Below are 22,718 nucleotides of genomic sequence, written 5' to 3'. Positions count from 1 at the left end.
TGGTATAGCGCGCGTAATTACCTGATTTTTACGCCGCTCACCCGCTTAAAATTGAATATTTTATCCCCTGGGAACAAGCGTGCTACCGGGAATAAGCCATCGAGGAGTAGGGTCACACAATGGCAAAAGAGAAAAAACGCGGCTTTTTTTCCTGGTTAGGCTTTGGCAAAGAAGAAGAGACGCAACTACCTGCTGAAGAGCAGCAGCAAACTGCCGAGGTGGTCGCTGAGCCTGCCGTTGAAGAGAGTGCGCTCGATCGCGCCGAAGCGCAGGCTGTTGAAACCGTCGCCGTCACTGAACAGGTGGCGGAACAGCAGCAGGTTGAACCGGAACTGATTGAAGAGCCGGTCATCGAGCCGCAGGAACCTGAGCCGGTTACCGCAATCGTTGAAGAGGTGCTGCCAGAAGAGATAGCAGCGCCGGATGTGGTACCGATCGAAGAAGAGCCGCAGCTGGAAGAGCTGGCGCTTGATGAGCCTGAACTGCACGAAGAAGCGCCATTAACTGACGAAGAACTGGAAGCGCTGGCGTTAGCGGAAACCTATGCGGAAGATGCTGAGCTAGCCGAAGCCACGCAGGATACCGTGAGCGATCTGCCGCTGGCCGCTGCGCCAATCATCGCGCAGGAGCAGGAGCGTCCGACCAAAGAGGGCTTCTTCGCCCGACTGAAACGCAGCCTGGTAAAAACCCGTGAAAACCTCGGTTCTGGCTTTATCAGCCTGTTCCGCGGCAAGAAAATCGATGACGATCTGTTTGAAGAGCTGGAAGAGCAGCTGCTGATTGCCGACGTTGGCGTCGAAACCACCCGCCGCATCATCACCAATCTGACACAACAGGCCAACCGCAAGCAGCTACGCGATGCGGAAGCGCTGTATGGCCTGCTGAAAGCGGAAATGTCCGGTATTCTGGAAAAAGTGGATCAGCCGCTGGAAGTGGGTGGCAAAACGCCATTCGTCATCCTGATGGTAGGCGTCAACGGCGTGGGTAAAACCACCACCATCGGTAAGCTGGCGCGTCAGTATCAGGCGCAGGGCAAATCGGTGATGCTGGCAGCGGGCGATACCTTCCGTGCCGCCGCCGTTGAGCAGCTGCAGGTTTGGGGCCAGCGCAACAACATTCCTGTGGTGGCGCAGCATACCGGCGCAGATTCTGCCTCGGTGATTTTTGACGCCATCCAGGCGGCCAAGTCGCGCAATGTGGATGTACTGATCGCCGATACCGCGGGTCGTCTGCAGAACAAATCGCACCTGATGGAAGAGCTGAAGAAAATTACCCGCGTGATGAAGAAGCTGGACGAAGATGCGCCACATGAAGTGATGCTGACGCTCGACGCCAGCACCGGGCAAAACGCTATCAGCCAGGCCAAACTGTTCCATGAAGCGGTGGGCCTGACCGGCATCACCCTGACGAAACTGGATGGAACCGCCAAAGGCGGCGTGATCTTCTCGGTTGCCGATCAGTTCGGCATTCCGATTCGTTATATCGGTGTTGGGGAAGGCATCGAGGATTTACGGCCGTTTAAGGCCGCAGACTTTATTGAGGCACTGTTTGCCCGAGAGGAATGATTGGGATGATTCGCTTTGAAGAGGTCAGTAAAGCTTACCTGGGAGGACGTCAGGCGCTGCAGGGAGTGGATTTCCATCTGCGTCCCGGCGAAATGGCGTTCCTGACCGGCCATTCCGGTGCGGGGAAAAGTACCTTACTAAAGCTGATTTGTGGCATTGAGCGCCCGAGCGCCGGGCAGATCTGGTTTAGCGGCCACGATATTTCGCGTCTGCGTCACAGCGAAGTGCCTTTCCTGCGACGTCAAATCGGCATGATTTTCCAGGATCACCATTTGTTGATGGATCGTTCGGTCTACGACAACGTGGCGATCCCGCTGATCATTTCCGGTGCCAGCGGCGAAGATATTCGTCGGCGCGTGTCGGCCGCGCTGGATAAAGTCGGCCTGCTCGACAAAGCGAAAAGCTATCCGATTCAGCTCTCTGGCGGTGAACAGCAGCGCGTCGGCATTGCCCGCGCGGTGGTGAACAAGCCCGCGGTGCTGCTGGCGGATGAACCCACCGGTAACCTCGACAATGCGCTGTCGGAAGACATCCTGCGCCTGTTCGAAGAGTTCAACCGCGTTGGTGTCACGGTGTTAATGGCAACGCACGATGTCGGGCTGATTGCACGCCGGAATTACCGCGTGATGACGCTCAATCAGGGACGTCTGCACGGAGGCCACGATGGTCAATAAACGCAACAAGCGCGCACCAGCGCCGAAAGCGAAGCAGCCCTCTAAAAGCAAGGCGCTGAAAGGCGGCTGGCAGGAACAGTGGCGCTATGCGCTGCGCGGCACGCTGTCGGATATGTGGCGTCAGCCGCTGGCGACGCTGCTGACGGTGATGGTGATCGCCATTTCCCTGACGCTGCCGAGCGTGTGCTACATGGTGTGGAAGAACGTCAGCCAGGCGGCGACGCAGTGGTATCCCGCGCCGCAGCTAACGGTTTATCTGGATAAAGCGCTGGATGACACTGCAGCGGAGAATGTCACCGCGCAGCTCAAGCAGCTCGATGGCGTGGACAACGTCAACTATCTGACGCGTGAAGAAGCGTTGAATGAGTTCCGCAACTGGTCTGGTTTTGGTGGTTCGATGGACATGCTGGAGCAGAATCCGCTGCCGGCGGTGGCCATCATCACGCCGAAACTTAATTTCCAGAATTCGGACACCATGGCGAATCTGCGCGATCGCGTATCTAAAGTGCAGGGCGTTGATGAAGTGCGTATGGATGACAGCTGGTTCGCGCGTTTAGCGGCGCTAACCGGGCTGGTGGGACAGATTGCCTCAATGATTGGCCTGCTGATGGTGGTTGCGGTGTTCCTGGTGATCGGCAACAGCGTGCGGCTCAGCATCTTTGCGCGGCGCGATACAATTAACGTGCAGAAGCTGATTGGTGCCACCGACGGCTTTATCCTGCGTCCATTCCTGTACGGCGGTGCGCTGTTAGGTTTGGGCGGCGCGGTGCTGTCGCTGCTGCTCTCGGAAGTGCTGGTGTTGCGCCTGCAATCGGTGGTGGCGCAAGTAGCAACCGTATTCGGTACCACCTTTGTGCTGGAAGGTTTCTCCTGGGATGAAGGGCTGCTGTTACTGCTGATCGCCGCCATCATCGGCTGGATTGCCGCCTGGCTGGCAACAGTGCAACATTTACGCCGTTTTACGCCGCAGTAACCAAAAGCAACGTTTTTTGCTATACTCTTCCTCTGCTGCCGACGACCTGGGAGCAGAGGAATTCTCCTATATCCCCCGCCGTCATCTGTGTGTAAAATATTCACTGCTATAATTGAACTTGTGGATAACTTTGTCGTCCAAGTAGCACAGATTGCTTCTGGTTTTTTCGCGACGTTGACATAATGTAGCGTTTGCGCAAGGAACTGTGCAGCAAGTCCATTGAATTTGTGAGGGTTTGAATGACCAAAGAAATGCAAACTTTAGCGATTGCTCCTCTGGGTAACCTGGAATCTTACGTTCGGGCTGCCAACAACTGGCCGGTGCTGACGGCAGAAGAGGAAAAAGCATTGGCTGAGCGGCTGCATTACCAGGGCGATCTGGATGCAGCAAAGACGCTGATCCTGTCTCACCTGCGCTTTGTTGTTCATATTGCTCGTAACTACTCCGGTTACGGCTTGCCGCAGGCGGACCTGATTCAGGAAGGTAACATCGGCCTGATGAAGGCGGTGCGTCGCTTCAACCCTGAAGTCGGCGTGCGCCTGGTGTCGTTTGCCGTGCACTGGATTAAAGCAGAGATTCACGAATACGTGCTGCGTAACTGGCGTATCGTGAAAGTCGCGACCACCAAAGCGCAGCGCAAGCTGTTCTTTAACCTGCGTAAAAGCAAACAGCGTCTCGGTTGGTTTAACCAGGACGAAGTGGAAATGGTCGCACGCGAGCTGGGCGTGAGCAGTAAAGACGTGCTGGAAATGGAATCGCGCATGGCTGCGCAGGATATGACTTTCGACATGTCATCTGATGACGAAGCAGGCGAAGGCAAAGCGATGGCGCCGGTGCTGTATCTGCAGGATAAAACCTCTGACTTTGCCGATGGCATCGAAGAGGACAACTGGGATGCACATGCGGCTGACAAGCTGAGCGATGCGATGCTGAGCCTTGACGAGCGTAGTCAGGACATTATCCGTGCCCGCTGGCTGGACGATGACAACAAAACCACGCTGCAGGAGTTGGCCGACAAATACGGCGTCTCTGCGGAGCGCGTGCGTCAGCTGGAAAAGAACGCCATGAAGAAACTGCGTGTGGCGATTGAAGCCTGATGGTGATCGGGTGGAAAAACGGGGCGACTTTTAAGTCGCCCTTTTTATTACCTGGTCGCTACGCATCATGTTCAGACATTCCGCGCGACATCCTTTCAACGTACCCAACCATCAGCCTGCGCACGAAAACCACAAGCCTGCATAAATGACGCACGCACGCCCTGATCGGCGTCGCCGTCATCGGCAATCCACCAATCTGCTAACGCGCTATTCTGCGCGATTGTCTCTTCCAGCAAGTATTGCCCCACGCCACGTCGACGCGTGACTTCGCGAACGTTGAGGTGGGTAATTTTCCCCTGCGTGCCGCTGAGGGTCAGCTGCAGCGCCGCCAGTAATCGGTCGTTAAAACGCGCCGCATACAAACGCTGCGTGTCGCTGAGTTGTGCTTCCAGTTGCACAATATCGATTTCCGGCCAGACTTTAGCTAAATCGATACGATCCTGAGCGGTTAACGATGCTAAGCGCTGGATTGTCAGCTTCATACCTAATACCTGTACTAGTGCAAAGGCGATAGTGTAGCGAATTTAGACAGTCAGAGCGCTGTCACTTTTTTCTGATGAAAATAGGTCAAATGCCGGTCAGTTTGCCAGGATTGTGGAGTAAGCCATCAACGATAGTTGAAAAAGCCAGCATAACGCGCTGGTATCCTGCTGAAAAATCGGCCATAACAACCAGACGATTCTGCTGATCCACTCAGTCAATTCTGAATATGTCAGTTGATTTACAGAAGAAAGTTCCTGTTTAATAACCTGAAAAATAAAGCCTTATTACCTATAAATGCCAGAAAAGCGTGCTAACCCATTATTGCAGAATGAGTTTTCCTCTTTGACTGGCAGAAAATAAACAATCACAACAAACACGACACAACAGATGGGGAAGTTCGCATGAAAATGAGTAAAGGACGCGCATTACTGGCGGGCTGCGTTGCCCTGGCGATGAGCCATGCGGCGCTGGCTAAAGACATCAAAATTGCCATCGTAGGCGCATCAACCGGTCCGGTCGCGCAGTACGGTGACATGCAGTTTACCGGTGCCGCGCAGGCGATTAAGGACATCAACGCCAAAGGCGGCGTTAACGGTGACAAACTGGTTGGCGTGGAATATGACGATGCCTGTGACCCGAAACAAGCGGTTGCGGTTGCCAACAAAGTGGTTAACGACGGCATCAAATACGTTATCGGCCATCTGTGCTCCTCCTCTACTCAGCCTGCTTCAGACATTTATAACGACGAAGGCGTGCTGATGATCACCCCAGCCGCTACCGCGCCTGAACTGACGGCGCGTGGCTATGCTGACGTGCTGCGTACTACCGGCCTGGATTCCGATCAGGGCCCAACGGCGGCGACCTACATCCTCGACCACATCAAACCAAAACGTATCGCTGTGGTGCATGACAAACAGCAATATGGTCAGGGTCTGGCGGAATCGGTGCAGAAAACCCTGAAAGCCAAAGGCGGCAACGTGGTGCTGTTTGAAGGTATCACCGCCGGTGATAAAGACTTCTCCACGCTGATTGCGCGTCTGAAGAAAGAAAACGTCGATTTCGTTTACTACGGTGGCTATTACCCGGAGCTGGGCCAGATTCTGCGTCAGGCAAAATCCGCTGGCCTGAATGCCGGTTTCATGGGGCCGGAAGGCGTGGGCAACGCTTCCCTGTCTAACATCGCTGGCGATGCGTCTGAAGGCCTGTTCGTGACCCTGCCGAAACGTTATGACCAGCTGCCAGAGAACAAGGCGATTGTTGATGCGATTAAAGCCAACACCGCGTCTAACCGCAAAGATCCAACCGGTCCATTCGTCTGGACCACCTACGCGGCGATTCAGTCGCTGGTGGCCGGAATCGAGCGCAGTAAGAGCGATGAGCCCGATGCGATTGCGAAGAACCTGAAAGAGGGCGCTGCCGTTCCAACCGTGATGGGCAACCTGAACTGGGATGAGAAAGGTGACCTGAAGGGCTTCGAATTTGGTGTCTTCAAATGGCACAAAGACGGCTCTTCTACCGCAGTTAAGTAATCCCCCAAAATTCCCTTTCCCGCACGCGGGAGAGGGAATTATTCAGCTCCAGAGCAGGTCCTCACTATGTCCGAGCAGTTTCTCTATTTTATTCAGCAGATGTTCAACGGGGTGACCCTCGGGAGCACCTACGCGCTGATCGCCATCGGTTACACCATGGTTTACGGCATTATCGGCATGATCAACTTCGCCCACGGCGAGGTGTACATGATCGGTAGCTATGTCTCCTTTATCGTGATTGCCGCCCTGATGATGATGGGCATCGATACCTCGTGGCTGATGATCGCCGCTGGTTTCGTGATGGCGGTGATCATCTCCAGCGCCTATGGCTGGAGCATCGAGCGCGTGGCGTACCGGCCGGTGCGATCGTCTAAGCGCCTGATCGCGCTGATCTCAGCGATCGGTATGTCGATCTTCCTGCAAAACTACGTCAGCCTGACGCAAGGCTCGCGCGATCTCGCGCTGCCAAGCCTGATCACCGGCCAGTGGACGTTGGGCGAGAGCAACGGCTTTGCGGCCACGCTCTCCACCATGCAACTGGTGATTTGGGTGGTGACCTTCCTGTCGATGCTGGCGCTGACGCTGTTTATCCGTTATTCGCGCATGGGCCGCGCCTGCCGCGCCTGTGCAGAAGATTTGAAAATGGCCAGCCTGCTGGGTATCAACACCGATCGCGTTATCTCTCTCACCTTTATCATTGGTGCGGCGATGGCCGCGGTGGCGGGCGTATTGCTCGGTCAATTCTACGGCTCCATTAACCCATTCATTGGCTTTATGGCCGGGATGAAAGCCTTCACCGCCGCGGTATTAGGCGGTATCGGCAGTATTCCAGGCGCGATGATTGGCGGCCTGGTGCTGGGCATTGCAGAAGCGCTAACCTCGGCGTATCTGTCGACCGAGTATAAAGATGTGGTCTCCTTCGCGCTGCTGATTGTGGTGCTGCTGGTGATGCCAACCGGGATTCTTGGCCGTCCGGAGGTGGAGAAAGTATGAAACGCCTCGGTTTGGTCAACGCCGTGATCTCCACGGTGATGTTGCTGATTCTCGCTACCTTCTTTATGGGCGTGCGCCTCGATCTGGACGGCACCAAACTGGTGGTCGCCAATGCGGGCGCGGTGCGCTGGAACTGGATTTTCATGGGTTGTGCGGTGGTGTTTGTCTTCCAGCTGCTGCGTCCGCTGGTGCAGGGCAAATTCAAACGCAGCGGCAAAGGTTTTGTTCTGCCGGGTTTTGATGGATCAACGCCAAAGCAGAAGCTGTTGATGGCGCTGGTGATTGCCGCCGCCGTTATCTGGCCGTTTCTGGTCTCGCGCGGCAGCGTCGATATCGCCACGCTGACGCTGATCTACGTGATGCTCGGTCTCGGGTTGAACGTGGTGGTGGGTTTGTCTGGTTTGCTGGTGCTGGGCTACGGCGGTTTCTACGCCATCGGCGCTTACACCTTCGCGTTGCTTAATCACTATTACGGTTTTGGTTTCTGGGAAAGTCTGCCGCTGGCCGGTTTAGTCGCCGGTGCGTTTGGCCTGATGCTTGGCTTCCCGGTGCTGCGCCTGCGCGGTGACTATCTGGCGATCGTCACGCTCGGCTTTGGTGAAATTGTGCGTATTCTGCTGCTGAATAACACCGCGATCACTGGCGGTCCGAACGGCATCGCGCAGATTCCCAAGCCAAGTCTGTTTGGTCTGGAGTTTGGCCGCCGCGTCAGCGAAGGCGGCTGGAGCACTTTCCATGATTTCTTCGGCCTGAAATACGATCCCAGCGACCGCGTGATTTTCCTCTATCTGGTGGCGCTGCTGCTGGTGGTGCTGACGCTGTTTGTGATCAACCGTTTGCTGCGTATGCCGCTGGGCCGCGCGTGGGAAGCGCTGCGTGAAGATGAGATCGCCTGCCGTTCGCTCGGCCTGAGCCCAACGCGCATCAAGCTGACCGCTTTCACCATCAGCGCCGTGTTCGCCGGCTTCGCGGGGACGCTGTTCGCCGCTCGTCAGGGCTTCGTCAGCCCGGAATCCTTCACCTTCGTCGAATCGGCCTTTGTGCTGGCGATTGTGGTGTTGGGCGGCATGGGTTCGCAGCTGGCAGTGATCCTTGCAGCGATTCTGCTGGTGGTATCACGCGAGCTGATGCGTGATTTGAACGAGTACAGCATGCTGGTGCTCGGCGGTTTGATGGTGCTGATGATGATCTGGCGTCCGCAAGGTCTGCTGCCGATGAAGCGTCCGCATCTGAAGATGAAAAGCAGTAAACAAGGAGAGCAGGCATGAGTCAGCCTTTATTAGCCGTTGAAGGCCTGATGATGCGCTTCGGCGGCCTGTTAGCCGTCAACAACGTGGCGCTTGAGCTGCATCCACAGGAAATTGTTTCGCTGATCGGCCCGAACGGTGCCGGTAAAACCACGGTGTTCAACTGCCTGACCGGTTTCTACAAACCGACCGGCGGCACCATCAAACTGCGCGATCAACAACTGCAAGGTTTGCCAGGCCAGAAGATTGCGCGCATGGGCATTGTGCGTACCTTCCAGCATGTGCGTCTGTTCCGTGAAATGACGGTGATTGAGAACCTGCTGGTGGCACAGCATCAGCACCTGAAAAGCGGCGTGTTCTCCGGCTTGTTCAAAACCCCGGCTTTCCGTCGCGGTGAGAGCGAAGCGCTGGATCGCGCGGCAACCTGGCTTGAACGCATCGGTTTGCTGGATCTGGCTAACCGTCAGGCGGGTAACCTTGCTTATGGTCAGCAGCGTCGTCTGGAGATTGCGCGCTGCATGGTGACGCGTCCGGAAATCCTGATGCTGGATGAACCGGCGGCGGGTCTTAACCCGCGTGAAACGCACGAACTCGATGAGCTGATCGCCGAACTGCGCGGTGAGCACAAGGTTTCCGTGCTGCTGATTGAACACGATATGAAGTTGGTGATGGGCATTTCTGACCGCATTTACGTGGTTAATCAGGGAACGCCGCTGGCTAACGGCACGCCGGAACAGGTGCGTAACAATCCGGATGTGATCCGTGCTTATTTAGGTGAGGCGTAACATGGCAAACCCGATTTTAACTTTGCAGAATGTCAGCGCCCATTACGGTCCGATTCAGGCGCTGCATAACATTAATCTGCACATCAATCAGGGTGAAATCGTCACGCTGATCGGTGCCAACGGCGCGGGTAAAACCACGTTGCTCGGCACTTTGTGTGGCGAACCACGCGCCACCAGCGGCACCATCACCTTTGATGGTAAAACAATCACCGACTGGCAAACCGCGAAAATCATGCGTGAAGCGATTGCCATCGTGCCGGAAGGCCGTCGGGTGTTTTCGCGCATGACGGTGGAAGAGAACCTGGCGATGGGCGGTTTTTTCGCCACGCGTCAGCAGTATCTGGAGCGTATCGATCGCGTTTATCAGCTGTTTTCACGGCTGGCAGAACGTAAAGCACAGCGCGCGGGCACCATGTCTGGCGGTGAGCAGCAGATGCTGGCGATTGGTCGCGCGTTGATGAGCCAGCCGCGTTTGCTGCTGCTGGATGAGCCGTCGTTGGGGTTGGCGCCGATTATCATTCAGCAGATCTTCGATACCATTGAGCAGCTGCGTAAAGAGGGCATGACCATCTTCCTCGTCGAGCAGAACGCCAACCAGGCGCTGAAGCTGGCAGATCGCGGCTATGTGCTGGAGAACGGCCACGTGGTGCTGGAGGACAGCGGCGAAGCGCTGCTGTCCAACGAAGCGGTGCGGAGTGCGTATTTAGGCGCTTAAGTTGGTGCTCGCTGTCCCCCATCCCGGCCTTCCCCCGCAAGCGGGGGAAGGAGACGCTGCCACATGCAGCTTCAGAACGAACATATGGCAGCATCTTCCTCCCCCATTAATGGGGGAGGACCGAGGAGGGGGACAGCGAGCACGCACGAATTAGCTCAGTTTTCATTACCAACCCACCTGTCACATCCCCGTCATAAACCTGTTATTAATCCGTCATTTCCCCGTGTCATGTTACGTCGCGAACTAAAAAATGCGCGTATTCGCGCGTACTTAACAGCACAGGAAAAACCTTATGTCCGCTTTTACGCTTCGTCCCCGCCTGATGAGTGTCTTGCTCGGCCTGGCGCTCAGCGGTAATGCGCTGGCTGCAACTGAGATCCCTTTCTGGCACTCAATGGAAGGCGAGTTAGGCAAAGAAGTTGATTCTCTGGCACAACGTTTTAACCAGGCTCATCCCGATTACAAAATCGTTCCGACTTACAAAGGCAACTACGAGCAGAGCTTAGCGGCGGGTATCGCGGCAGTGCGCGCCGGTAAAGCGCCTGCGCTGCTGCAGGTGTATGAAGTCGGTACGGCGACCATGATGGCGTCGAAAGCTATCGTGCCGGTCAACCAGGTGTTCAAAGACGCTGGCGTGCAGATGGATCCGAAACAGTTCGTGCCAGCCGTTGCCGGTTACTACAGCGACAGCAAAGGCCAGCTGATCTCGCAGCCGTTCAACAGCTCCACGCCGGTGCTGTACTACAACAAAGATGCGTTCAAAAAAGCCGGTCTGAACCCGGATCAGCCACCAAAAACCTGGCAGGAGCTGGCGAAAGACGCCGAAGCGCTGCGCAAAGCCGGCCTGACCTGCGGTTACGCCAGTGGCTGGCAGGGCTGGATTCAGATTGAAAACTTCAGCGCCTGGCACGCGTTGCCGGTCGCCACCAAAAACAACGGCTTTGACGGTACCGATGCGGTGCTGGAGTTCAACAAGCCGGTGCAGGTGCGCCATATCGAAATGCTGGAAGCGATGAACAAGAAGGGGGAATTCACCTACTTCGGTCGCAAAGATGAATCCACCGCCAAGTTCTACAACGGCGATTGCGGCATCACCACCGCGTCGTCCGGTTCGCTGGCCGACATCAAACACTACGCCAAATTTAACTTCGGCGTTGGCATGATGCCGTACGATGAAACCGTTCCAAATGCACCGCAAAACGCCATCATTGGCGGCGCGAGCCTGTGGGTGATGAAAGGCAAAGATGCCAACACCTACAAAGGCGCGGCGGAGTTCATGAAGTTCCTCGCGCAGCCGGAAATCGCTGCCGAATGGCACCAGAAAACCGGTTACCTGCCTATCACCACCGCCGCGTATGAGCTGACCAAGCAACAGGGCTTCTATGACAAGAACCCCGGCGCAGACATCGCTACGCGTCAGATGCTGAACAAAGATCCGCTGCCGTTCACCAAAGGCATGCGTCTGGGCAACATGCCACAGATTCGTACCATCGTGGACGAAGAGCTGGAAGGCGTGTGGACCGGCAAACAGGCGCCGCAAGCCGCGCTGGATAACGCTGTTAAACGCGGTAACGAACTGCTGCGCCGTTTTGAGCAGCAAGTGAAGTAACGCTGTTATCTCGGGGCCGGCGCCAGGCGTTCGCCCCGATTTTTCTCCTGGATTGAGCCTGCTATGTCCTCATCGCGCCCGGTATTTCGCTCCCGTTTTCTGCCCTATTTGCTGCTGCTGCCGCAACTGGTGATCACGGCCATCTTCTTTCTGTGGCCAGCCGGTGAAGCCTTGTGGTATTCGCTGCAAAGCATTGATCCTTTTGGCATCTCCAGCACCTTCGTCGGAATGGCGAACTTTAAACGCCTGTTCAGCGACGAGTACTATCTGGCGTCCTTTTGGACCACCATTGAGTTCAGTGCGCTGGTCACGATTTGCGGTATGACCTTTTCCCTGCTGCTGGCGGCGCTGGTGGATTACGTGATTCGCCTGCGCAAGCTTTACCAAACCTTGCTGCTGCTGCCGTACGCGGTGGCGCCGGTAGTAGCGGCGGTGCTGTGGATGTTCCTGTTTAATCCGGGCCTCGGTTTGTTCAGCCATCTGCTGAACCAAATGGGCTACAACTGGAACTACGCGCAAAACAGCGGTCAGGCGATGTTCCTGATTGTGCTGGCGTCGATCTGGCAGCAAATGAGCTACAACTTCCTGTTTTTCTTCGCCGCGCTGCAGTCGATTCCCAAATCTCTGGTGGAAGCGGCAGCGATCGATGGCGCCGGTCCGGTGCGTCGCTTCTTCAATTTATCCCTGCCGCTGATTACGCCGGTGAGCTTTTTCCTACTGGTGGTCAATCTGGTGTACGCCTTCTTCGATACCTTCCCGGTGATCGATGCCGCCACCGGCGGCGGGCCGGTACAGGCCACCACCACGCTGATCTACAAAATCTATCGCGAAGGCTTCACCGGGCTGGATCTCTCATCCTCCGCCGCGCAATCGGTGGTGCTGATGCTGCTGGTGATTGGCCTGACTATCCTGCAATTCCGCTTTGTCGAGCGTAAGGTGCAATACCAATGATTGAGAATCGACGCGGGCTGGACATCTTTAGCCACACCTTGCTGGTGCTGGGCGTGCTGACCATTCTGTTCCCGCTTTACATCGCTTTTGTCGCGGCGACGCTGGATAACGAGGCGGTGTATCAGGTGCCGATGACGCTGCTGCCGGGCACGCATTTGTGGGAGAACATCGCGCGCATCTGGACGCATGGCGTGAATGGCAACGGTCCGGCGTTTGGCATGATGATGCTCAACAGCCTGCTGATGGCGCTCGGTATCACCATTGGCAAAATCAGCGTCTCGATGCTCTCCGCCTTCGCGCTGGTGTGGTTCCGCTTCCCGCTGCGTTCGCTGTTTTTCTGGCTGATTTTCATCACCCTGATGCTGCCGGTCGAAGTGCGTATTTTTCCGACGGTGGAAGTGATTTCGACGCTGAACATGCTCGACAGCTACAGCGGCTTAACGCTGCCTCTGATGGCATCGGCGACGGCCACTTTCCTGTTCCGTCAGTTCTTTATGTCGCTGCCGGACGAGCTGATTGAGGCGGCGCGTATCGACGGCGCCAGCCCGATGCGCTTCTTCTGGGACATTGTGTTACCGCTGTCCAAAACCAATCTCGCCGCGCTCTTCGTGATCACCTTTATCTACGGCTGGAACCAATATCTGTGGCCGCTGCTGATCATCAACGATGCCAGCCTCAGCACCGCCGTCGCCGGAGTGAAAAGCATGATCAACAGCAGCGGCGGGCCGACGCAGTGGAATGAAGTGATGGCGGCAATGTTATTAACCCTGATTCCACCGGTGGTGGTGGTACTCGTGATGCAACGTGCGTTTGTGCGTGGCCTGGTAGAGAGTGATAAATAAATGGCAGGCGTAACCCTTCAAACCGTTACCAAATCGTATGACGGCAAAAATCAGATCATTCAGCCACTGAATATCACCATTAACGATGGCGAATTTATGGTGATGGTCGGCCCTTCCGGCTGCGGTAAATCGACGCTGCTGCGCATGGTGGCGGGCCTTGAGCGCGTATCGTCGGGCGACATCTACATCGACGACAAACGCGTCACCCACATGGAGCCGAAAGATCGCGGCATCGCCATGGTATTCCAGAACTACGCGCTCTATCCGCACATGACGGTGGGCGAAAACATGGCGTATGGCCTGAAAATTCGCGGCATGGGCAAAGTGCAGATTGATCAGCGCGTGATGGAAGCCGCGCGCAGCCTCGAGCTGGATCATCTGCTGCATCGCCGCCCGCGTGAGCTGTCGGGCGGACAGCGTCAGCGCGTGGCGATGGGGCGCGCTATCGTGCGTGAACCGGCGGTTTTCCTGTTTGATGAGCCGCTGTCGAATCTGGATGCGCGCCTGCGCGTGCAGATGCGTCTTGAGCTGCAACAGCTGCATCGCCGCCTGAAAACCACCAGCATCTACGTGACGCACGACCAGGTGGAAGCGATGACGCTGGCGCAACGCGTAATGGTCATGAACAAAGGCGTGGTGGAGCAGGTGGGCACGCCGGTGGAAGTCTACGAGCGTCCGGCCAGCCAGTTTGTTGCCTCGTTTATCGGCGCGCCCGCCATGAATTTGCTGCCAGGGCAAATCAGCAGCGACGGCACGCGTTTCACGCTGGATGCGCTTAACAGCTTGCTGCTGGGCGAGAGCAGAGCCAAATGGGCCAATCGCCTGCTGACGCTCGGCATTCGTCCCGAACACATTAAACTCAGCAGCCGCGATGCGGGCGGCATTCCGCTGGTGGTTGAAACGCTGGAGATGCTCGGCGCGGACAATCTGGCGCACGGCCGCATCGGTAACGCACGCATGGTGGTCCGTTTGCCACACAGCGAGCGCCCGCTGGCGGGCAGCACCTTGTGGCTGCATCTGCCGTCAGATGCGTTACACTTCTTCGATTCAACCTATGGAAAGCGTCTGGAATGAGTCAACACAACTGGCCTTATCCGCACATTGTCGCGCATCGCGGCGGCGGCAAACTGGCCCCGGAAAATACCCTCGCGGCAATTGATGTCGGCGCGCAGCACGGTCACACCATGATCGAGTTTGATGCCAAGCTGTCGCAAGATAAGCAAATTTTCCTGCTGCACGACGATACGCTGGATCGCACCAGCAACGGTTGGGGCGTGGCGGGCGCGCTGTCGTGGCATAAGCTGTCACAGCTGGATGCCGGCGGCTGGTTTAGCCGCGATTACGAAGGCGAACCGCTGGCGCTGCTGAGCGAAGTGGCCGAGCGTTGTCGCCAGCATCAGATGATGGCGAACATCGAGATCAAACCCACCACCGGGCAGGAGGTGGAAACTGGCCGCAATGTGGCGCTGGCCGCACGCGAACTGTGGCAAGGACAAACCGCGCCGCTGCTCTCCTCCTTCTCTTACGCTGCGCTGGAGGCGGTAATGGAGTCAGCACCTGAACTGCCGCGCGGGTTGCTGCTGGATGAGTGGCACGACGATTGGCAGGCGCTGACGGCGCGTCTGGATTGCGTGTCGATCCATCTCAACCACAAATTACTCGACGCCGAACGCACCGCGCAGCTGAAAGCGGCCGGTCTGCATATTCTGGTGTATACCGTGAATCAGCCCGCGCGGGCGCGCGAGCTGTTGAGTTGGGGCGTCGATGCTATCTGCACCGACCGCATCGATATTATCGGTCCCGACTTCCGCTAGTTCTGCTGCTGTTTCTGGCCCGGCTGCGACTGAATCACCCGCTGCTGGGCGCTATCCCGCTGTTCCTGCACCTTGCGCTGGACATCCTGACTTTGCTGCTGCTGATTCTGCTGCAACCTGAGCTTCTGCTGTTGCTGCTGATTCTGCATCTGCGACTGCATCCGCTGCTGGCTCGGGTTGAAGCCGGGTTTGTTCGGATCGTTGGTGCTGTTCAACGTATTTGCCATGCTGCTTAACGGCAGCAATGCTGCGATCACAATTAGCCATTTGTTCATGGTCTTCCTCCATTCATGCAGCCTGCTGTGTGCTGATGCTGCCAAAGTGGCAACACGCGCTGCAGCCATAAGTTTATGCGATATCACAAACCTATGATCCAGGAGTGCGCCGAATTTAGCTTACTGCTACGCTTTTTACCGTGTTTGCAAACACTTGCATCAATAAATAACAAATGGATACCCAAAATAATTCGAGGCGCAGGAAGGCGGCAAACGAGAGAGTCCCGATGAGCTTACATAAGTAAGTGATTCGGGTGAACGAGAGCAGCCAACGCATCTGCACCTTGAAGTATGAAGGGTATAAATAACTTTAAAAGGATGGTGGCAGGATGAGGATACAGGGCAACGTGCGTCAGTTCGGCTGGGCATTATTGATGAGTTTTACCGTGGTGCAGGGCGCACACGCTGCGCCCGCCAACGCGCCGCCGGTTTCGTATGGCGTTGATAGTGATACCTTTCACCCGGTAAAAGCCAAACATGGCATGGTGGCATCGGTGGATGCGATGGCGACAGAAGTCGGCGTCGATATTCTTAAGCAGGGCGGTAACGCGGTGGATGCGGCGGTTGCGGTGGGTTTCGCGCTGGCGGTGACGCATCCGCAGGCCGGTAATCTCGGCGGCGGGGGCTTTATGCTGCTACGCACCGCATCGGGACGCACCACCGCCATCGACTTCCGCGAAATGGCACCGGCGCGCGCGTCACGCGATATGTTCCTTGATAAGCAGGGCAACGCTGACAGTAAGTTGTCACTCACTTCTCATTTAGCCTCAGGCACGCCGGGCACCGTGGCCGGTTTTGCTCTGGCGGCACAGAAATACGGCACCTTGCCGCTGAGCACATTACTGGCGCCTGCCATCAAACTGGCGCGTGACGGTATCGTAGTGAACGATGCGCTGGCCGACGATCTCGCCACCTACGGCAAAGAGACGTTGATCAACCACGACAACAGCCGCGCGATTTTCTACAAAGCCGACGGTAAGCCGTACCAGAAGGGCGAACGTCTGGTGCAGAAAAACCTCGCGCGTAGCCTGCAATTGATTGCTCAGCAAGGGCCGGATGCGTTCTATAAGGGCAAAATCGCCGATGAAATTGCAGGTGAAATGGCGCAGCACGGCGGCCTGATCGGCAAGCCGGATCTGGCGGCTTATCGCGCGATAGAACGCAAACCGGTGAGCGGCACCTATCGCGGCTATGAAGTGTTCTCCATGCCGCCGCCATCGTCCGGCGGGATTCACATCGTGCAGATCCTCAATATCCTGGAAAACTTCGACCTGGCGAAGTTTGGTTTTGGCAGCGCCGATGCGATGCAGGTGATGGCGGAAGCGGAAAAATACGCTTACGCCGACCGTTCCGAATACCTTGGCGATCCTGATTTCGTCAAAGTGCCGCAGCAGGCGCTAACCAGCAAAGCCTACGCCAAAACCCTGGCGCAGCAGATTGACGTCAATAAAGCGCGTCCATCCAGCGAGATCAAGCCGGGCAAACTGGCGCCGTATGAAAGCAATCAAACCACGCACTTCTCGGTGGTGGATAAAGATGGCAACGCGGTCGCGGTGACTTACACGCTGAATACTTACTTCGGCAGCGGCATTGTCGCCGGACAAAGCGGCATCTTGATGAACAATGAAATGGATGATTTCTCGGCCAAACCGGGTACGCCAAACGTCTACGGCTTAGTCGGCGGCGAGGCGAATGCGGTGCAACCGGCTAAACGTCCGCTGTCATCGATGTCGCCCACTATTGTGGCAAAAGACGGTAAAACCTGGCTGGTTACCGGTAGCCCAGGCGGCAGCCGTATTATCACCACCGTGCTGCAAATGGTGGTGAACAGCATCGATTTCGGCATGAACGTAGCGGAAGCGACCAACGCACCGCGCTTCCATCATCAATGGTTGCCCGACCAGTTGCGCGTAGAGAAAGGCTTCAGCCCGGATACGTTGCGCCTGCTGGAAGCCAAAGGCCAGCATGTGAAAGTGATGCCCGCGATGGGCAGCACGCAGAGCATTATGATTGGGCCGGACGGCACGCGTTATGGCGCATCGGATCCGCGTTCAGTGGATGATTTAAGCGCAGGTTATTGAACGCTAATGCGCAATAAATTGCGCCGCTACGGTATGTGCACGCATTTGTAGCGGCGCGATTTAACAGGTTATTTCAAGCGCGCCATATAGTGCGTATCCACCATTTCGCCGTCGCGCATGGCGTGGCGACGTGCGGTGCCTTCGATCTCAAAGCCAAACTGCCGATACAGGCCAAGCGCTTTATGATTATCGGCGAACACCGTCAGCTCAATGCGCGTCACCTGCAGCCAGTTGTCGCACAAATCAATCATCGCTGACATCAGCGCTTTACCGACGCCGCGCCGATGAAAAGCAGAATCGACGCCCATGCCAAATGTCGCGGTATGGCGACGGCGCGCCACCGACAGCACTTCCACCGTGAGTTGCCCGGCAATCTGATCGTCAATGCACGCCACTAGCATATGCACACCCGGACGCAGATTACTGAGGCGGTCCTGCCACAGCGTCGGCGATTGATACGGCAGATGCAGCGTGTTGGCCTGCGGTTCAGGCTGACTGTACATGCGCGTTAAAGCAGCAGCATCTTCGGGAATAGCGTGACGAACAACGATCTGACTCATGAGCGACTCCTTGTGCAAAATGGATAAAATCCCCTTTAACATCAAGGAATTCTCGCTCTTCGTCAATGCAAAATAATTCGCAAAAGGGCTTTACAGACGCGAATGATAATGATTATTATTGCCATGCGAGCTCGGAAACGTCTCCTGACAACCGGGTAAGCACGACATTGCTCACATTGCTTCCAGGTATTATTTAGCCAGCTCGGGTGCTGGCTTTTTTTTTGCCTTTACAGCGTGTACCAGGTTGCCGCACCGGGCCCGACCGGCAGATTGAAGACAAACACCCAAAGCACAAACAGCAGCGTCCAGCCAATCATAAACACCACCGAATACGGCAACATCATCGCCACCAGCGTACCGATGCCCATATCGCGTCGATAACGCGCCGCCACCGCCATAATCAGGCCAAAGTAACTCATCATGGGTGTAATCACGTTGGTCACCGAATCGCCGATGCGATATGCCGCCTGAATCACTTCGGGCGCAAAGCCGACCAGCATCAGCATCGGGACAAAGATCGGTGCGGTCACCGCCCATTGCGCCGAGGCGGAGCCGATCATCAGGTTGATAAAGCCGCAGATCATGATGAAGCAGACAAACAGCAGCGGCGCGCCCATATCGATTGATGCCAGCAGATTAGCGCCTTTCACTGCCACCACGGTGCCGAAATTGCTCCAGTTAAAAAACGCCACGAACTGCGCAGCAAAGAACACCAGCACGATATACATGCCCATGCTGCTCATACTGGCGGACATGGCGTTAATGACGTCGCGATCGTTGCGCATATTGCCGATCAGGCGGCCATATACCATGCCGGGAATAGCGAAGAAGACAAAGATAAACACCACGATGCCCTTCAGGAACGGTGAACCCGCCAGCGTGCCGGTTTTCGGGTTGAGTAACACGCCGTAGCCCGGAATCACGGTCAGGATCAGCAGCAGCGTAACGCCAAGAACCGCCCAGCCCGCGCCTTTCAACGCCCGACGTTCTTGCGTCGTCAGCGCGCCCATATCGCCTCGCACCGCATCACCTTCGCTGTCGTGATATTTGCCCAGTTTAGGTTCGACGATGCTGTTGGTGATCCAGGTGCCAAGAATGGCAATCACGAAGGTACTGACAAACATAAAGTACCAGTTCACTTCCGGGCCAACATGGTAGTCAGGATCGATAATCTGCGCGGCGCTTTGGGTAATGCCCGAGAGCAGCGGATCGATGGTGCCAAGCAGTAAGTTGGCGCTGTAGCCGCCAGAAACCCCGGCAAACGCCGCGGCCAGGCCCGCCAGGGGATGACGGCCCAATGAGTGGAAAATCATCGCGGCCAGCGGAATCAGCACCACATAGCCCAGCTCAGAAGCGGTGTTGGAGATAATGCCAGCGAAGACGATGGTGAAGGTGATGAGCTTTTTCGGTGCGTTAAACACCAGCGCGCGCATCGCCGCCGAGAGCAGCCCTGAATGTTCGGCAATCCCCACACCGAGCAGCGCAACCAACACGGTGCCGAGCGGCGCAAAGCCGGTAAAGTTGGTGACCAGATGGCTGACGATGCGTTGCAAACCTTCGGCACTCATCAGGCTAACCACGTGAATCACACCGTCTGGTGCGCGTCCTGCCGCGCCAACTGGGCGGGGATCGATCACGTTGACGCCAAACGCTGCGGCAATGGCAGACGCAACAATGATAAACAGTGAAAACAGGGCAAATAGAGTAATCGGATGCGGTAATAAATTACCCAGCCATTCAACGGTATTCAAAAAGCGCTCAATCGGGCGCTTAGCGGGTGGAGTGATGTGTTCTGACATAATTTTTCCTTGTTATTCCTGCTTGCAGGGTCCGTGATGCTCATTGTTATGTAGTGGGTTATCTACAAGACCAATCTCGTTCGCACTTCCTCATCAGTAAAACCTGGGTCGTTTTTTCGTTTTCATTCACTTTTTTTGAACAGAGGGATGAAGTTTTTCAGCTATCAATCAATCCTTCGCAGTACCAAACTGTAAAAAACACTGAGGAGAATTGAACATGATTTATGTACGTAAAGCTGAAGAACGCGGTCACGCTAATCACGGTTGGCTGGATAGCTGGCACACCTTTTCTTTCGCCGATTATCACGATGCCAACTTTATGGGCTTCTCGGCACTGCGCGTGATTAACGAAGATGTTATCGATGGTGGTCAGGGCTTCGGCACCCATCCGCATAAAGACATGGAAATCCTGACCTATGTGCTGTCTGGCACCGTTGAACATCAAGACAGCATGGGCAATAAAGAGCAGATTCCGAGCGGTGAGTTCCAAATCATGAGCGCCGGTACCGGCGTGCGACATTCGGAGTACAACGCCAGCGCCACCAATCCGCTGCACCTGTATCAGATCTGGATTATTCCAGAGCGCAAAGGCATTGAGCCGCGTTACGCACAGCGCCGTTTCGATGATGTTAAAGGCCGCCAGTTTGTGCTGACGCCGGATGAACGTGACGGATCGCTCAAGGTGTTTCAGGACATGACGTTGTCGCGCTGGGTCTTTGCTGAGGGCGAAAGCGATGAAGTGACAGTTGAAGCCGGTCGTCGCGTGTGGATTCAGGTGGTGAAAGGGCTGGTGAGCGTGAATGGCGAACAGGTTGGCAGCAGCGATGCGCTGGCGATTTGGGATGAAAGCGCGCTGAGCATCAAAGCTGACAGCGATGCAGAGATTCTGCTGTTTGATTTGCCACCGGTTTAAAGGTCGCGCAATGAACGGCGCCGCTGCAATATCTGCACGTATTTGTAGCGGCGCGATTGATCGCGCAGGTTTTCCTCAAAGGCAGTGCATGACAAAAAAATGATAAACTCGTCGTATCTCTGATTTCAGGCGCATACGATGAAGAAGAAAAGACCGGTATTACAGGACGTTGCCGATCGCGTCGGCATCACAAAAATGACCGTCAGCCGCTACCTGCGCAATCCCGATCAGGTCTCTGCGGCGCTGCGCGACAAAATCGCCGTGGCGCTGGACGAACTCGGTTACATCCCCAATCGCGCCCCCGATATGCTCTCCAATGCCACCAGCCGCGCTATCGGCGTGCTGCTGCCTTCCTTAACCAACCAGGTTTTCGCCGACGTATTGCGCGGCATTGAGGCCGTCACCGACGAAGCGGGTTACCAAACGCTGGTGGCGCATTTTGGCTACAACGCGCAGAAAGAGGAGTTACAGCTGCGATCGCTGCTCGGCTGGAACATCGACGGCGTGATCCTCACCGAGCGTACCCATACGCCGGGCACGCTGCGCATGCTGGAAGTGGCGGGCATTCCAGTGATTGAGATGATGGATTCGGTCACGCCGTGCCTCGATATGGCGGTGGGCTTTGATAACGTCGAAGCCGCGCGGCAGATGACGCATGCTATTCTGAAAAAAGGCCATCGCCATACGGTTTACCTCGGCGCGCGCCTTGATGAACGTACCTTGCAGAAGCAACAGGGCTACGAAAAAGCGATGCGCGAAGCGGGGCTCACGCCACACAGCGTGATGATGGAAGATGCCTCCTCTTTCAGCGCCGGCGCGCAACTGCTGTGCGAAGCGCAAAAGCGTTATCCGGAAACTGACAGCCTGTTTTGTACCAACGATGACCTCGCGGTAGGCGCGATGTTTGAGTGCCAGCGTCAGGGATTACGCGTGCCGCAGCAGATGGCGATTGCCGGTTTCCACGGCCACGACATTACGCAAGTGGTGAATCCGCGCCTCGCCACGGTGTTAACGCCGCGCGAGCGTATGGGACGGGAATCGGCAGCGATGCTGCTGGCGCGAATTGGCGGCGATCGCACGCTAACGCAACCGCTGGATGTTGGCTTTGAAATCTCCGAAGGTGACAGCATCTGATTTTGGCGATTATTTGAGTCAGTTCACACTTTCGTGCTTTTCCACCTGAGAAGGGTTGCCAGCCTTTCAGTGGGCTCTGACAATGGCAGCTCGATTTGTTATCGGTAACATTGGGCAGAATTCACTGCCGGAGCGCAAAACAATGACAACGCCATCTCCATCGCACCACGTCTTTATCCTGATGGGCGTTTCCGGCAGCGGAAAATCTGCCGTCGCCAATCAGGTCTCTCATCAGTTAAACACTGCGTTCCTCGATGGGGATTTCCTTCATCCGCGCAGCAACATCATGAAAATGGCGGATGGCCATCCGCTGGACGACAACGATCGCCAGCCGTGGCTGCAGGCGCTGAATGATGCGGCATTTGCCATGCAGCGCACGCAGGAGATCTCCATCATCGTCTGTTCGGCACTGAAAAAGTCCTATCGCGACATCCTGCGTCAGGGCAACGAGAACCTGAAATTTATCTATCTGCAGGGCGATTTCGAAACCATCGAATCCCGCCTGAAAGCGCGTAAAGGTCACTTCTTCAAACCGCAGATGCTGGTGACGCAGTTCGCCACGCTGCAGGAACCCGGCGCGGATGAGCCCGATGTACTGGTGGTTGATATCAATCATTCACTGGATGAGGTAGTTGCGGCCACGGTTGCGACCATTGAGGGTGCAATCAACAAGGGTTAG

At 56.1% G+C, this 22,718-nt stretch carries 23 protein-coding genes; 18 read left to right on the top strand and 5 right to left on the bottom strand.

What is annotated here, in order from left to right; translation table 11 throughout:
- The first annotated feature begins 119 nt into the window (after positions 1 to 119).
- The 4 genes from ftsY to rpoH all read left to right on the top strand — a co-directional run bounded on the left by ftsY (position 120) and on the right by rpoH (position 4,309).
- Positions 120 to 1,565, top strand: a complete 1,446-nt coding sequence (ftsY, locus tag Q3H59_RS18775) for a signal recognition particle-docking protein FtsY (protein WP_280172332.1) — start codon at positions 120 to 122, stop codon at positions 1,563 to 1,565.
- A 5-nt stretch (positions 1,566 to 1,570) separates the two neighbouring features.
- Positions 1,571 to 2,239 carry a cell division ATP-binding protein FtsE gene (ftsE, locus tag Q3H59_RS18770; RefSeq protein WP_008109888.1) on the top strand — a complete coding sequence of 223 codons (669 nt, stop codon included), beginning with the start codon at positions 1,571 to 1,573 and terminating at the stop codon, positions 2,237 to 2,239.
- The gene (gene ftsX / locus Q3H59_RS18765) at positions 2,229 to 3,212 is read left to right on the top strand and encodes a permease-like cell division protein FtsX (RefSeq protein WP_101763100.1); all 984 of its coding nucleotides are present in this window, start codon (positions 2,229 to 2,231) and stop codon (positions 3,210 to 3,212) included. The genes ftsE and ftsX overlap by 11 nt, the downstream gene beginning before the upstream one ends.
- Positions 3,213 to 3,451: 239 nt before the next feature.
- The gene (gene rpoH, locus Q3H59_RS18760; protein ID WP_064737937.1) at positions 3,452 to 4,309 is read left to right on the top strand and encodes an RNA polymerase sigma factor RpoH; all 858 of its coding nucleotides are present in this window, start codon (positions 3,452 to 3,454) and stop codon (positions 4,307 to 4,309) included.
- Positions 4,310 to 4,404: 95 nt separating this feature from the next.
- Here the strand turns inward: rpoH and panM are convergent, their stop codons facing one another.
- The gene (gene panM, locus Q3H59_RS18755; RefSeq protein ID WP_309836316.1) at positions 4,405 to 4,791 is read right to left on the bottom strand and encodes an aspartate 1-decarboxylase autocleavage activator PanM; all 387 of its coding nucleotides are present in this window, start codon (positions 4,789 to 4,791) and stop codon (positions 4,405 to 4,407) included.
- 85 nt (positions 4,792 to 4,876) lie between these two features.
- A complete protein-coding gene (locus Q3H59_RS18750) occupies positions 4,877 to 5,002 on the bottom strand; it encodes a hypothetical protein (RefSeq protein ID WP_255527713.1) in 126 nt (41 codons plus the stop codon).
- A gap of 191 nt (positions 5,003 to 5,193) precedes the next feature.
- Here Q3H59_RS18750 and Q3H59_RS18745 point away from each other — a divergent pair, with 191 nt between their 5' ends.
- From Q3H59_RS18745 to ugpQ, 10 genes are all read left to right on the top strand, one after another.
- On the top strand, positions 5,194 to 6,321 hold the full coding sequence (locus tag Q3H59_RS18745; RefSeq protein ID WP_061718403.1) for a branched-chain amino acid ABC transporter substrate-binding protein: 1,128 nt from the start codon (positions 5,194 to 5,196) through the stop codon (positions 6,319 to 6,321).
- A gap of 66 nt (positions 6,322 to 6,387) precedes the next feature.
- Positions 6,388 to 7,314 carry a high-affinity branched-chain amino acid ABC transporter permease LivH gene (gene livH / locus Q3H59_RS18740; protein ID WP_101763097.1) on the top strand — a complete coding sequence of 309 codons (927 nt, stop codon included), beginning with the start codon at positions 6,388 to 6,390 and terminating at the stop codon, positions 7,312 to 7,314.
- On the top strand, positions 7,311 to 8,582 hold the full coding sequence (locus tag Q3H59_RS18735; protein WP_110868130.1) for a high-affinity branched-chain amino acid ABC transporter permease LivM: 1,272 nt from the start codon (positions 7,311 to 7,313) through the stop codon (positions 8,580 to 8,582). Before livH ends, Q3H59_RS18735 begins: the two co-directional genes overlap by 4 nt.
- Positions 8,579 to 9,346, top strand: coding sequence for a high-affinity branched-chain amino acid ABC transporter ATP-binding protein LivG (gene livG / locus Q3H59_RS18730; RefSeq protein WP_110868131.1), 768 nt, complete (start codon positions 8,579 to 8,581; stop codon positions 9,344 to 9,346). Before Q3H59_RS18735 ends, livG begins: the two co-directional genes overlap by 4 nt.
- A 1-nt stretch (position 9,347) precedes the next feature.
- Positions 9,348 to 10,061, top strand: a complete 714-nt coding sequence (livF, locus tag Q3H59_RS18725; protein WP_101763094.1) for a high-affinity branched-chain amino acid ABC transporter ATP-binding protein LivF — start codon at positions 9,348 to 9,350, stop codon at positions 10,059 to 10,061.
- A 292-nt stretch (positions 10,062 to 10,353) separates the two neighbouring features.
- A complete protein-coding gene (ugpB, locus tag Q3H59_RS18720; RefSeq protein WP_309836309.1) occupies positions 10,354 to 11,670 on the top strand; it encodes a sn-glycerol-3-phosphate ABC transporter substrate-binding protein UgpB in 1,317 nt (438 codons plus the stop codon).
- Between the two features lie 63 nt (positions 11,671 to 11,733).
- On the top strand, positions 11,734 to 12,621 hold the full coding sequence (ugpA, locus tag Q3H59_RS18715) for a sn-glycerol-3-phosphate ABC transporter permease UgpA (RefSeq protein WP_101763092.1): 888 nt from the start codon (positions 11,734 to 11,736) through the stop codon (positions 12,619 to 12,621).
- The gene (gene ugpE / locus Q3H59_RS18710) at positions 12,618 to 13,463 is read left to right on the top strand and encodes a sn-glycerol-3-phosphate ABC transporter permease UgpE (RefSeq protein ID WP_101763091.1); all 846 of its coding nucleotides are present in this window, start codon (positions 12,618 to 12,620) and stop codon (positions 13,461 to 13,463) included. Before ugpA ends, ugpE begins: the two co-directional genes overlap by 4 nt.
- Complete coding sequence (locus Q3H59_RS18705) at positions 13,464 to 14,537, top strand: sn-glycerol-3-phosphate import ATP-binding protein UgpC (protein WP_222234581.1); 1,074 nt, start codon at positions 13,464 to 13,466, stop codon at positions 14,535 to 14,537. It begins immediately after the preceding gene.
- Positions 14,534 to 15,277: a glycerophosphodiester phosphodiesterase gene (gene ugpQ, locus Q3H59_RS18700; RefSeq protein ID WP_309836306.1), complete on the top strand. Its 744-nt coding sequence runs from the start codon at positions 14,534 to 14,536 to the stop codon at positions 15,275 to 15,277. The genes Q3H59_RS18705 and ugpQ overlap by 4 nt, the downstream gene beginning before the upstream one ends.
- Here ugpQ and Q3H59_RS18695 read toward each other — a convergent pair.
- The gene (locus tag Q3H59_RS18695) at positions 15,274 to 15,552 is read right to left on the bottom strand and encodes a DUF2756 domain-containing protein (RefSeq protein WP_101763088.1); all 279 of its coding nucleotides are present in this window, start codon (positions 15,550 to 15,552) and stop codon (positions 15,274 to 15,276) included. The genes ugpQ and Q3H59_RS18695 overlap by 4 nt on opposite strands.
- Before the next feature lie 329 nt (positions 15,553 to 15,881).
- Here Q3H59_RS18695 and ggt point away from each other — a divergent pair, with 329 nt between their 5' ends.
- On the top strand, positions 15,882 to 17,633 hold the full coding sequence (gene ggt / locus Q3H59_RS18690; RefSeq protein WP_309836304.1) for a gamma-glutamyltransferase: 1,752 nt from the start codon (positions 15,882 to 15,884) through the stop codon (positions 17,631 to 17,633).
- Between the two features lie 68 nt (positions 17,634 to 17,701).
- On the opposite strand, the gene Q3H59_RS18685 is transcribed toward ggt, so the two are convergent.
- Both Q3H59_RS18685 and Q3H59_RS18680 read right to left on the bottom strand, forming a co-directional pair.
- Positions 17,702 to 18,193 carry a GNAT family N-acetyltransferase gene (locus Q3H59_RS18685; protein ID WP_101763085.1) on the bottom strand — a complete coding sequence of 164 codons (492 nt, stop codon included), beginning with the start codon at positions 18,191 to 18,193 and terminating at the stop codon, positions 17,702 to 17,704.
- 227 nt (positions 18,194 to 18,420) lie between these two features.
- Entirely contained in the window at positions 18,421 to 19,992 is a 1,572-nt protein-coding gene (locus Q3H59_RS18680; protein ID WP_192412701.1) for an AbgT family transporter, read from the bottom strand.
- A 217-nt stretch (positions 19,993 to 20,209) separates the two neighbouring features.
- Here Q3H59_RS18680 and Q3H59_RS18675 point away from each other — a divergent pair, with 217 nt between their 5' ends.
- The 3 genes from Q3H59_RS18675 to gntK all read left to right on the top strand — a co-directional run bounded on the left by Q3H59_RS18675 (position 20,210) and on the right by gntK (position 22,718).
- The gene (locus tag Q3H59_RS18675) at positions 20,210 to 20,905 is read left to right on the top strand and encodes a pirin family protein (protein ID WP_309836301.1); all 696 of its coding nucleotides are present in this window, start codon (positions 20,210 to 20,212) and stop codon (positions 20,903 to 20,905) included.
- Between the two features lie 138 nt (positions 20,906 to 21,043).
- Complete coding sequence (gene gntR / locus Q3H59_RS18670; protein WP_101763082.1) at positions 21,044 to 22,039, top strand: gluconate operon transcriptional repressor GntR; 996 nt, start codon at positions 21,044 to 21,046, stop codon at positions 22,037 to 22,039.
- Positions 22,040 to 22,181: 142 nt separating this feature from the next.
- Positions 22,182 to 22,718: a gluconokinase gene (gene gntK / locus Q3H59_RS18665; protein WP_036621490.1), complete on the top strand. Its 537-nt coding sequence runs from the start codon at positions 22,182 to 22,184 to the stop codon at positions 22,716 to 22,718.

The organism is Pantoea sp. SORGH_AS_0659 (assembly GCF_031453915.1).
Classification (GTDB): domain Bacteria; phylum Pseudomonadota; class Gammaproteobacteria; order Enterobacterales; family Enterobacteriaceae; genus Pantoea; species Pantoea leporis.
Note: the sequence above shows the minus strand (reverse complement) of the source record. Positions and strands in the feature narration are given on the sequence as shown.

What these genes read in the sequence shown, in the direction of transcription:
- ftsY (WP_280172332.1), top strand. Translation starts at nt 120, where the DNA reads ATGGCAAAAGAGAAAAAACGCGGCTTTTTTTCCTGGTTAGGCTTTGGC.
- ftsE (WP_008109888.1), top strand. Translation starts at nt 1,571, where the DNA reads ATGATTCGCTTTGAAGAGGTCAGTAAAGCTTACCTGGGAGGACGTCAG.
- ftsX (WP_101763100.1), top strand. Translation starts at nt 2,229, where the DNA reads ATGGTCAATAAACGCAACAAGCGCGCACCAGCGCCGAAAGCGAAGCAG.
- rpoH (WP_064737937.1), top strand. Translation starts at nt 3,452, where the DNA reads ATGACCAAAGAAATGCAAACTTTAGCGATTGCTCCTCTGGGTAACCTG.
- panM (WP_309836316.1), bottom strand. Translation starts at nt 4,791, where the DNA reads ATGAAGCTGACAATCCAGCGCTTAGCATCGTTAACCGCTCAGGATCGT.
- Q3H59_RS18745 (WP_061718403.1), top strand. Translation starts at nt 5,194, where the DNA reads ATGAAAATGAGTAAAGGACGCGCATTACTGGCGGGCTGCGTTGCCCTG.
- livH (WP_101763097.1), top strand. Translation starts at nt 6,388, where the DNA reads ATGTCCGAGCAGTTTCTCTATTTTATTCAGCAGATGTTCAACGGGGTG.
- Q3H59_RS18735 (WP_110868130.1), top strand. Translation starts at nt 7,311, where the DNA reads ATGAAACGCCTCGGTTTGGTCAACGCCGTGATCTCCACGGTGATGTTG.
- livG (WP_110868131.1), top strand. Translation starts at nt 8,579, where the DNA reads ATGAGTCAGCCTTTATTAGCCGTTGAAGGCCTGATGATGCGCTTCGGC.
- livF (WP_101763094.1), top strand. Translation starts at nt 9,348, where the DNA reads ATGGCAAACCCGATTTTAACTTTGCAGAATGTCAGCGCCCATTACGGT.
- ugpB (WP_309836309.1), top strand. Translation starts at nt 10,354, where the DNA reads ATGTCCGCTTTTACGCTTCGTCCCCGCCTGATGAGTGTCTTGCTCGGC.
- ugpA (WP_101763092.1), top strand. Translation starts at nt 11,734, where the DNA reads ATGTCCTCATCGCGCCCGGTATTTCGCTCCCGTTTTCTGCCCTATTTG.
- ugpE (WP_101763091.1), top strand. Translation starts at nt 12,618, where the DNA reads ATGATTGAGAATCGACGCGGGCTGGACATCTTTAGCCACACCTTGCTG.
- Q3H59_RS18705 (WP_222234581.1), top strand. Translation starts at nt 13,464, where the DNA reads ATGGCAGGCGTAACCCTTCAAACCGTTACCAAATCGTATGACGGCAAA.
- ugpQ (WP_309836306.1), top strand. Translation starts at nt 14,534, where the DNA reads ATGAGTCAACACAACTGGCCTTATCCGCACATTGTCGCGCATCGCGGC.
- Q3H59_RS18695 (WP_101763088.1), bottom strand. Translation starts at nt 15,552, where the DNA reads ATGAACAAATGGCTAATTGTGATCGCAGCATTGCTGCCGTTAAGCAGC.
- ggt (WP_309836304.1), top strand. Translation starts at nt 15,882, where the DNA reads ATGAGGATACAGGGCAACGTGCGTCAGTTCGGCTGGGCATTATTGATG.
- Q3H59_RS18685 (WP_101763085.1), bottom strand. Translation starts at nt 18,193, where the DNA reads ATGAGTCAGATCGTTGTTCGTCACGCTATTCCCGAAGATGCTGCTGCT.
- Q3H59_RS18680 (WP_192412701.1), bottom strand. Translation starts at nt 19,992, where the DNA reads ATGTCAGAACACATCACTCCACCCGCTAAGCGCCCGATTGAGCGCTTT.
- Q3H59_RS18675 (WP_309836301.1), top strand. Translation starts at nt 20,210, where the DNA reads ATGATTTATGTACGTAAAGCTGAAGAACGCGGTCACGCTAATCACGGT.
- gntR (WP_101763082.1), top strand. Translation starts at nt 21,044, where the DNA reads ATGAAGAAGAAAAGACCGGTATTACAGGACGTTGCCGATCGCGTCGGC.
- gntK (WP_036621490.1), top strand. Translation starts at nt 22,182, where the DNA reads ATGACAACGCCATCTCCATCGCACCACGTCTTTATCCTGATGGGCGTT.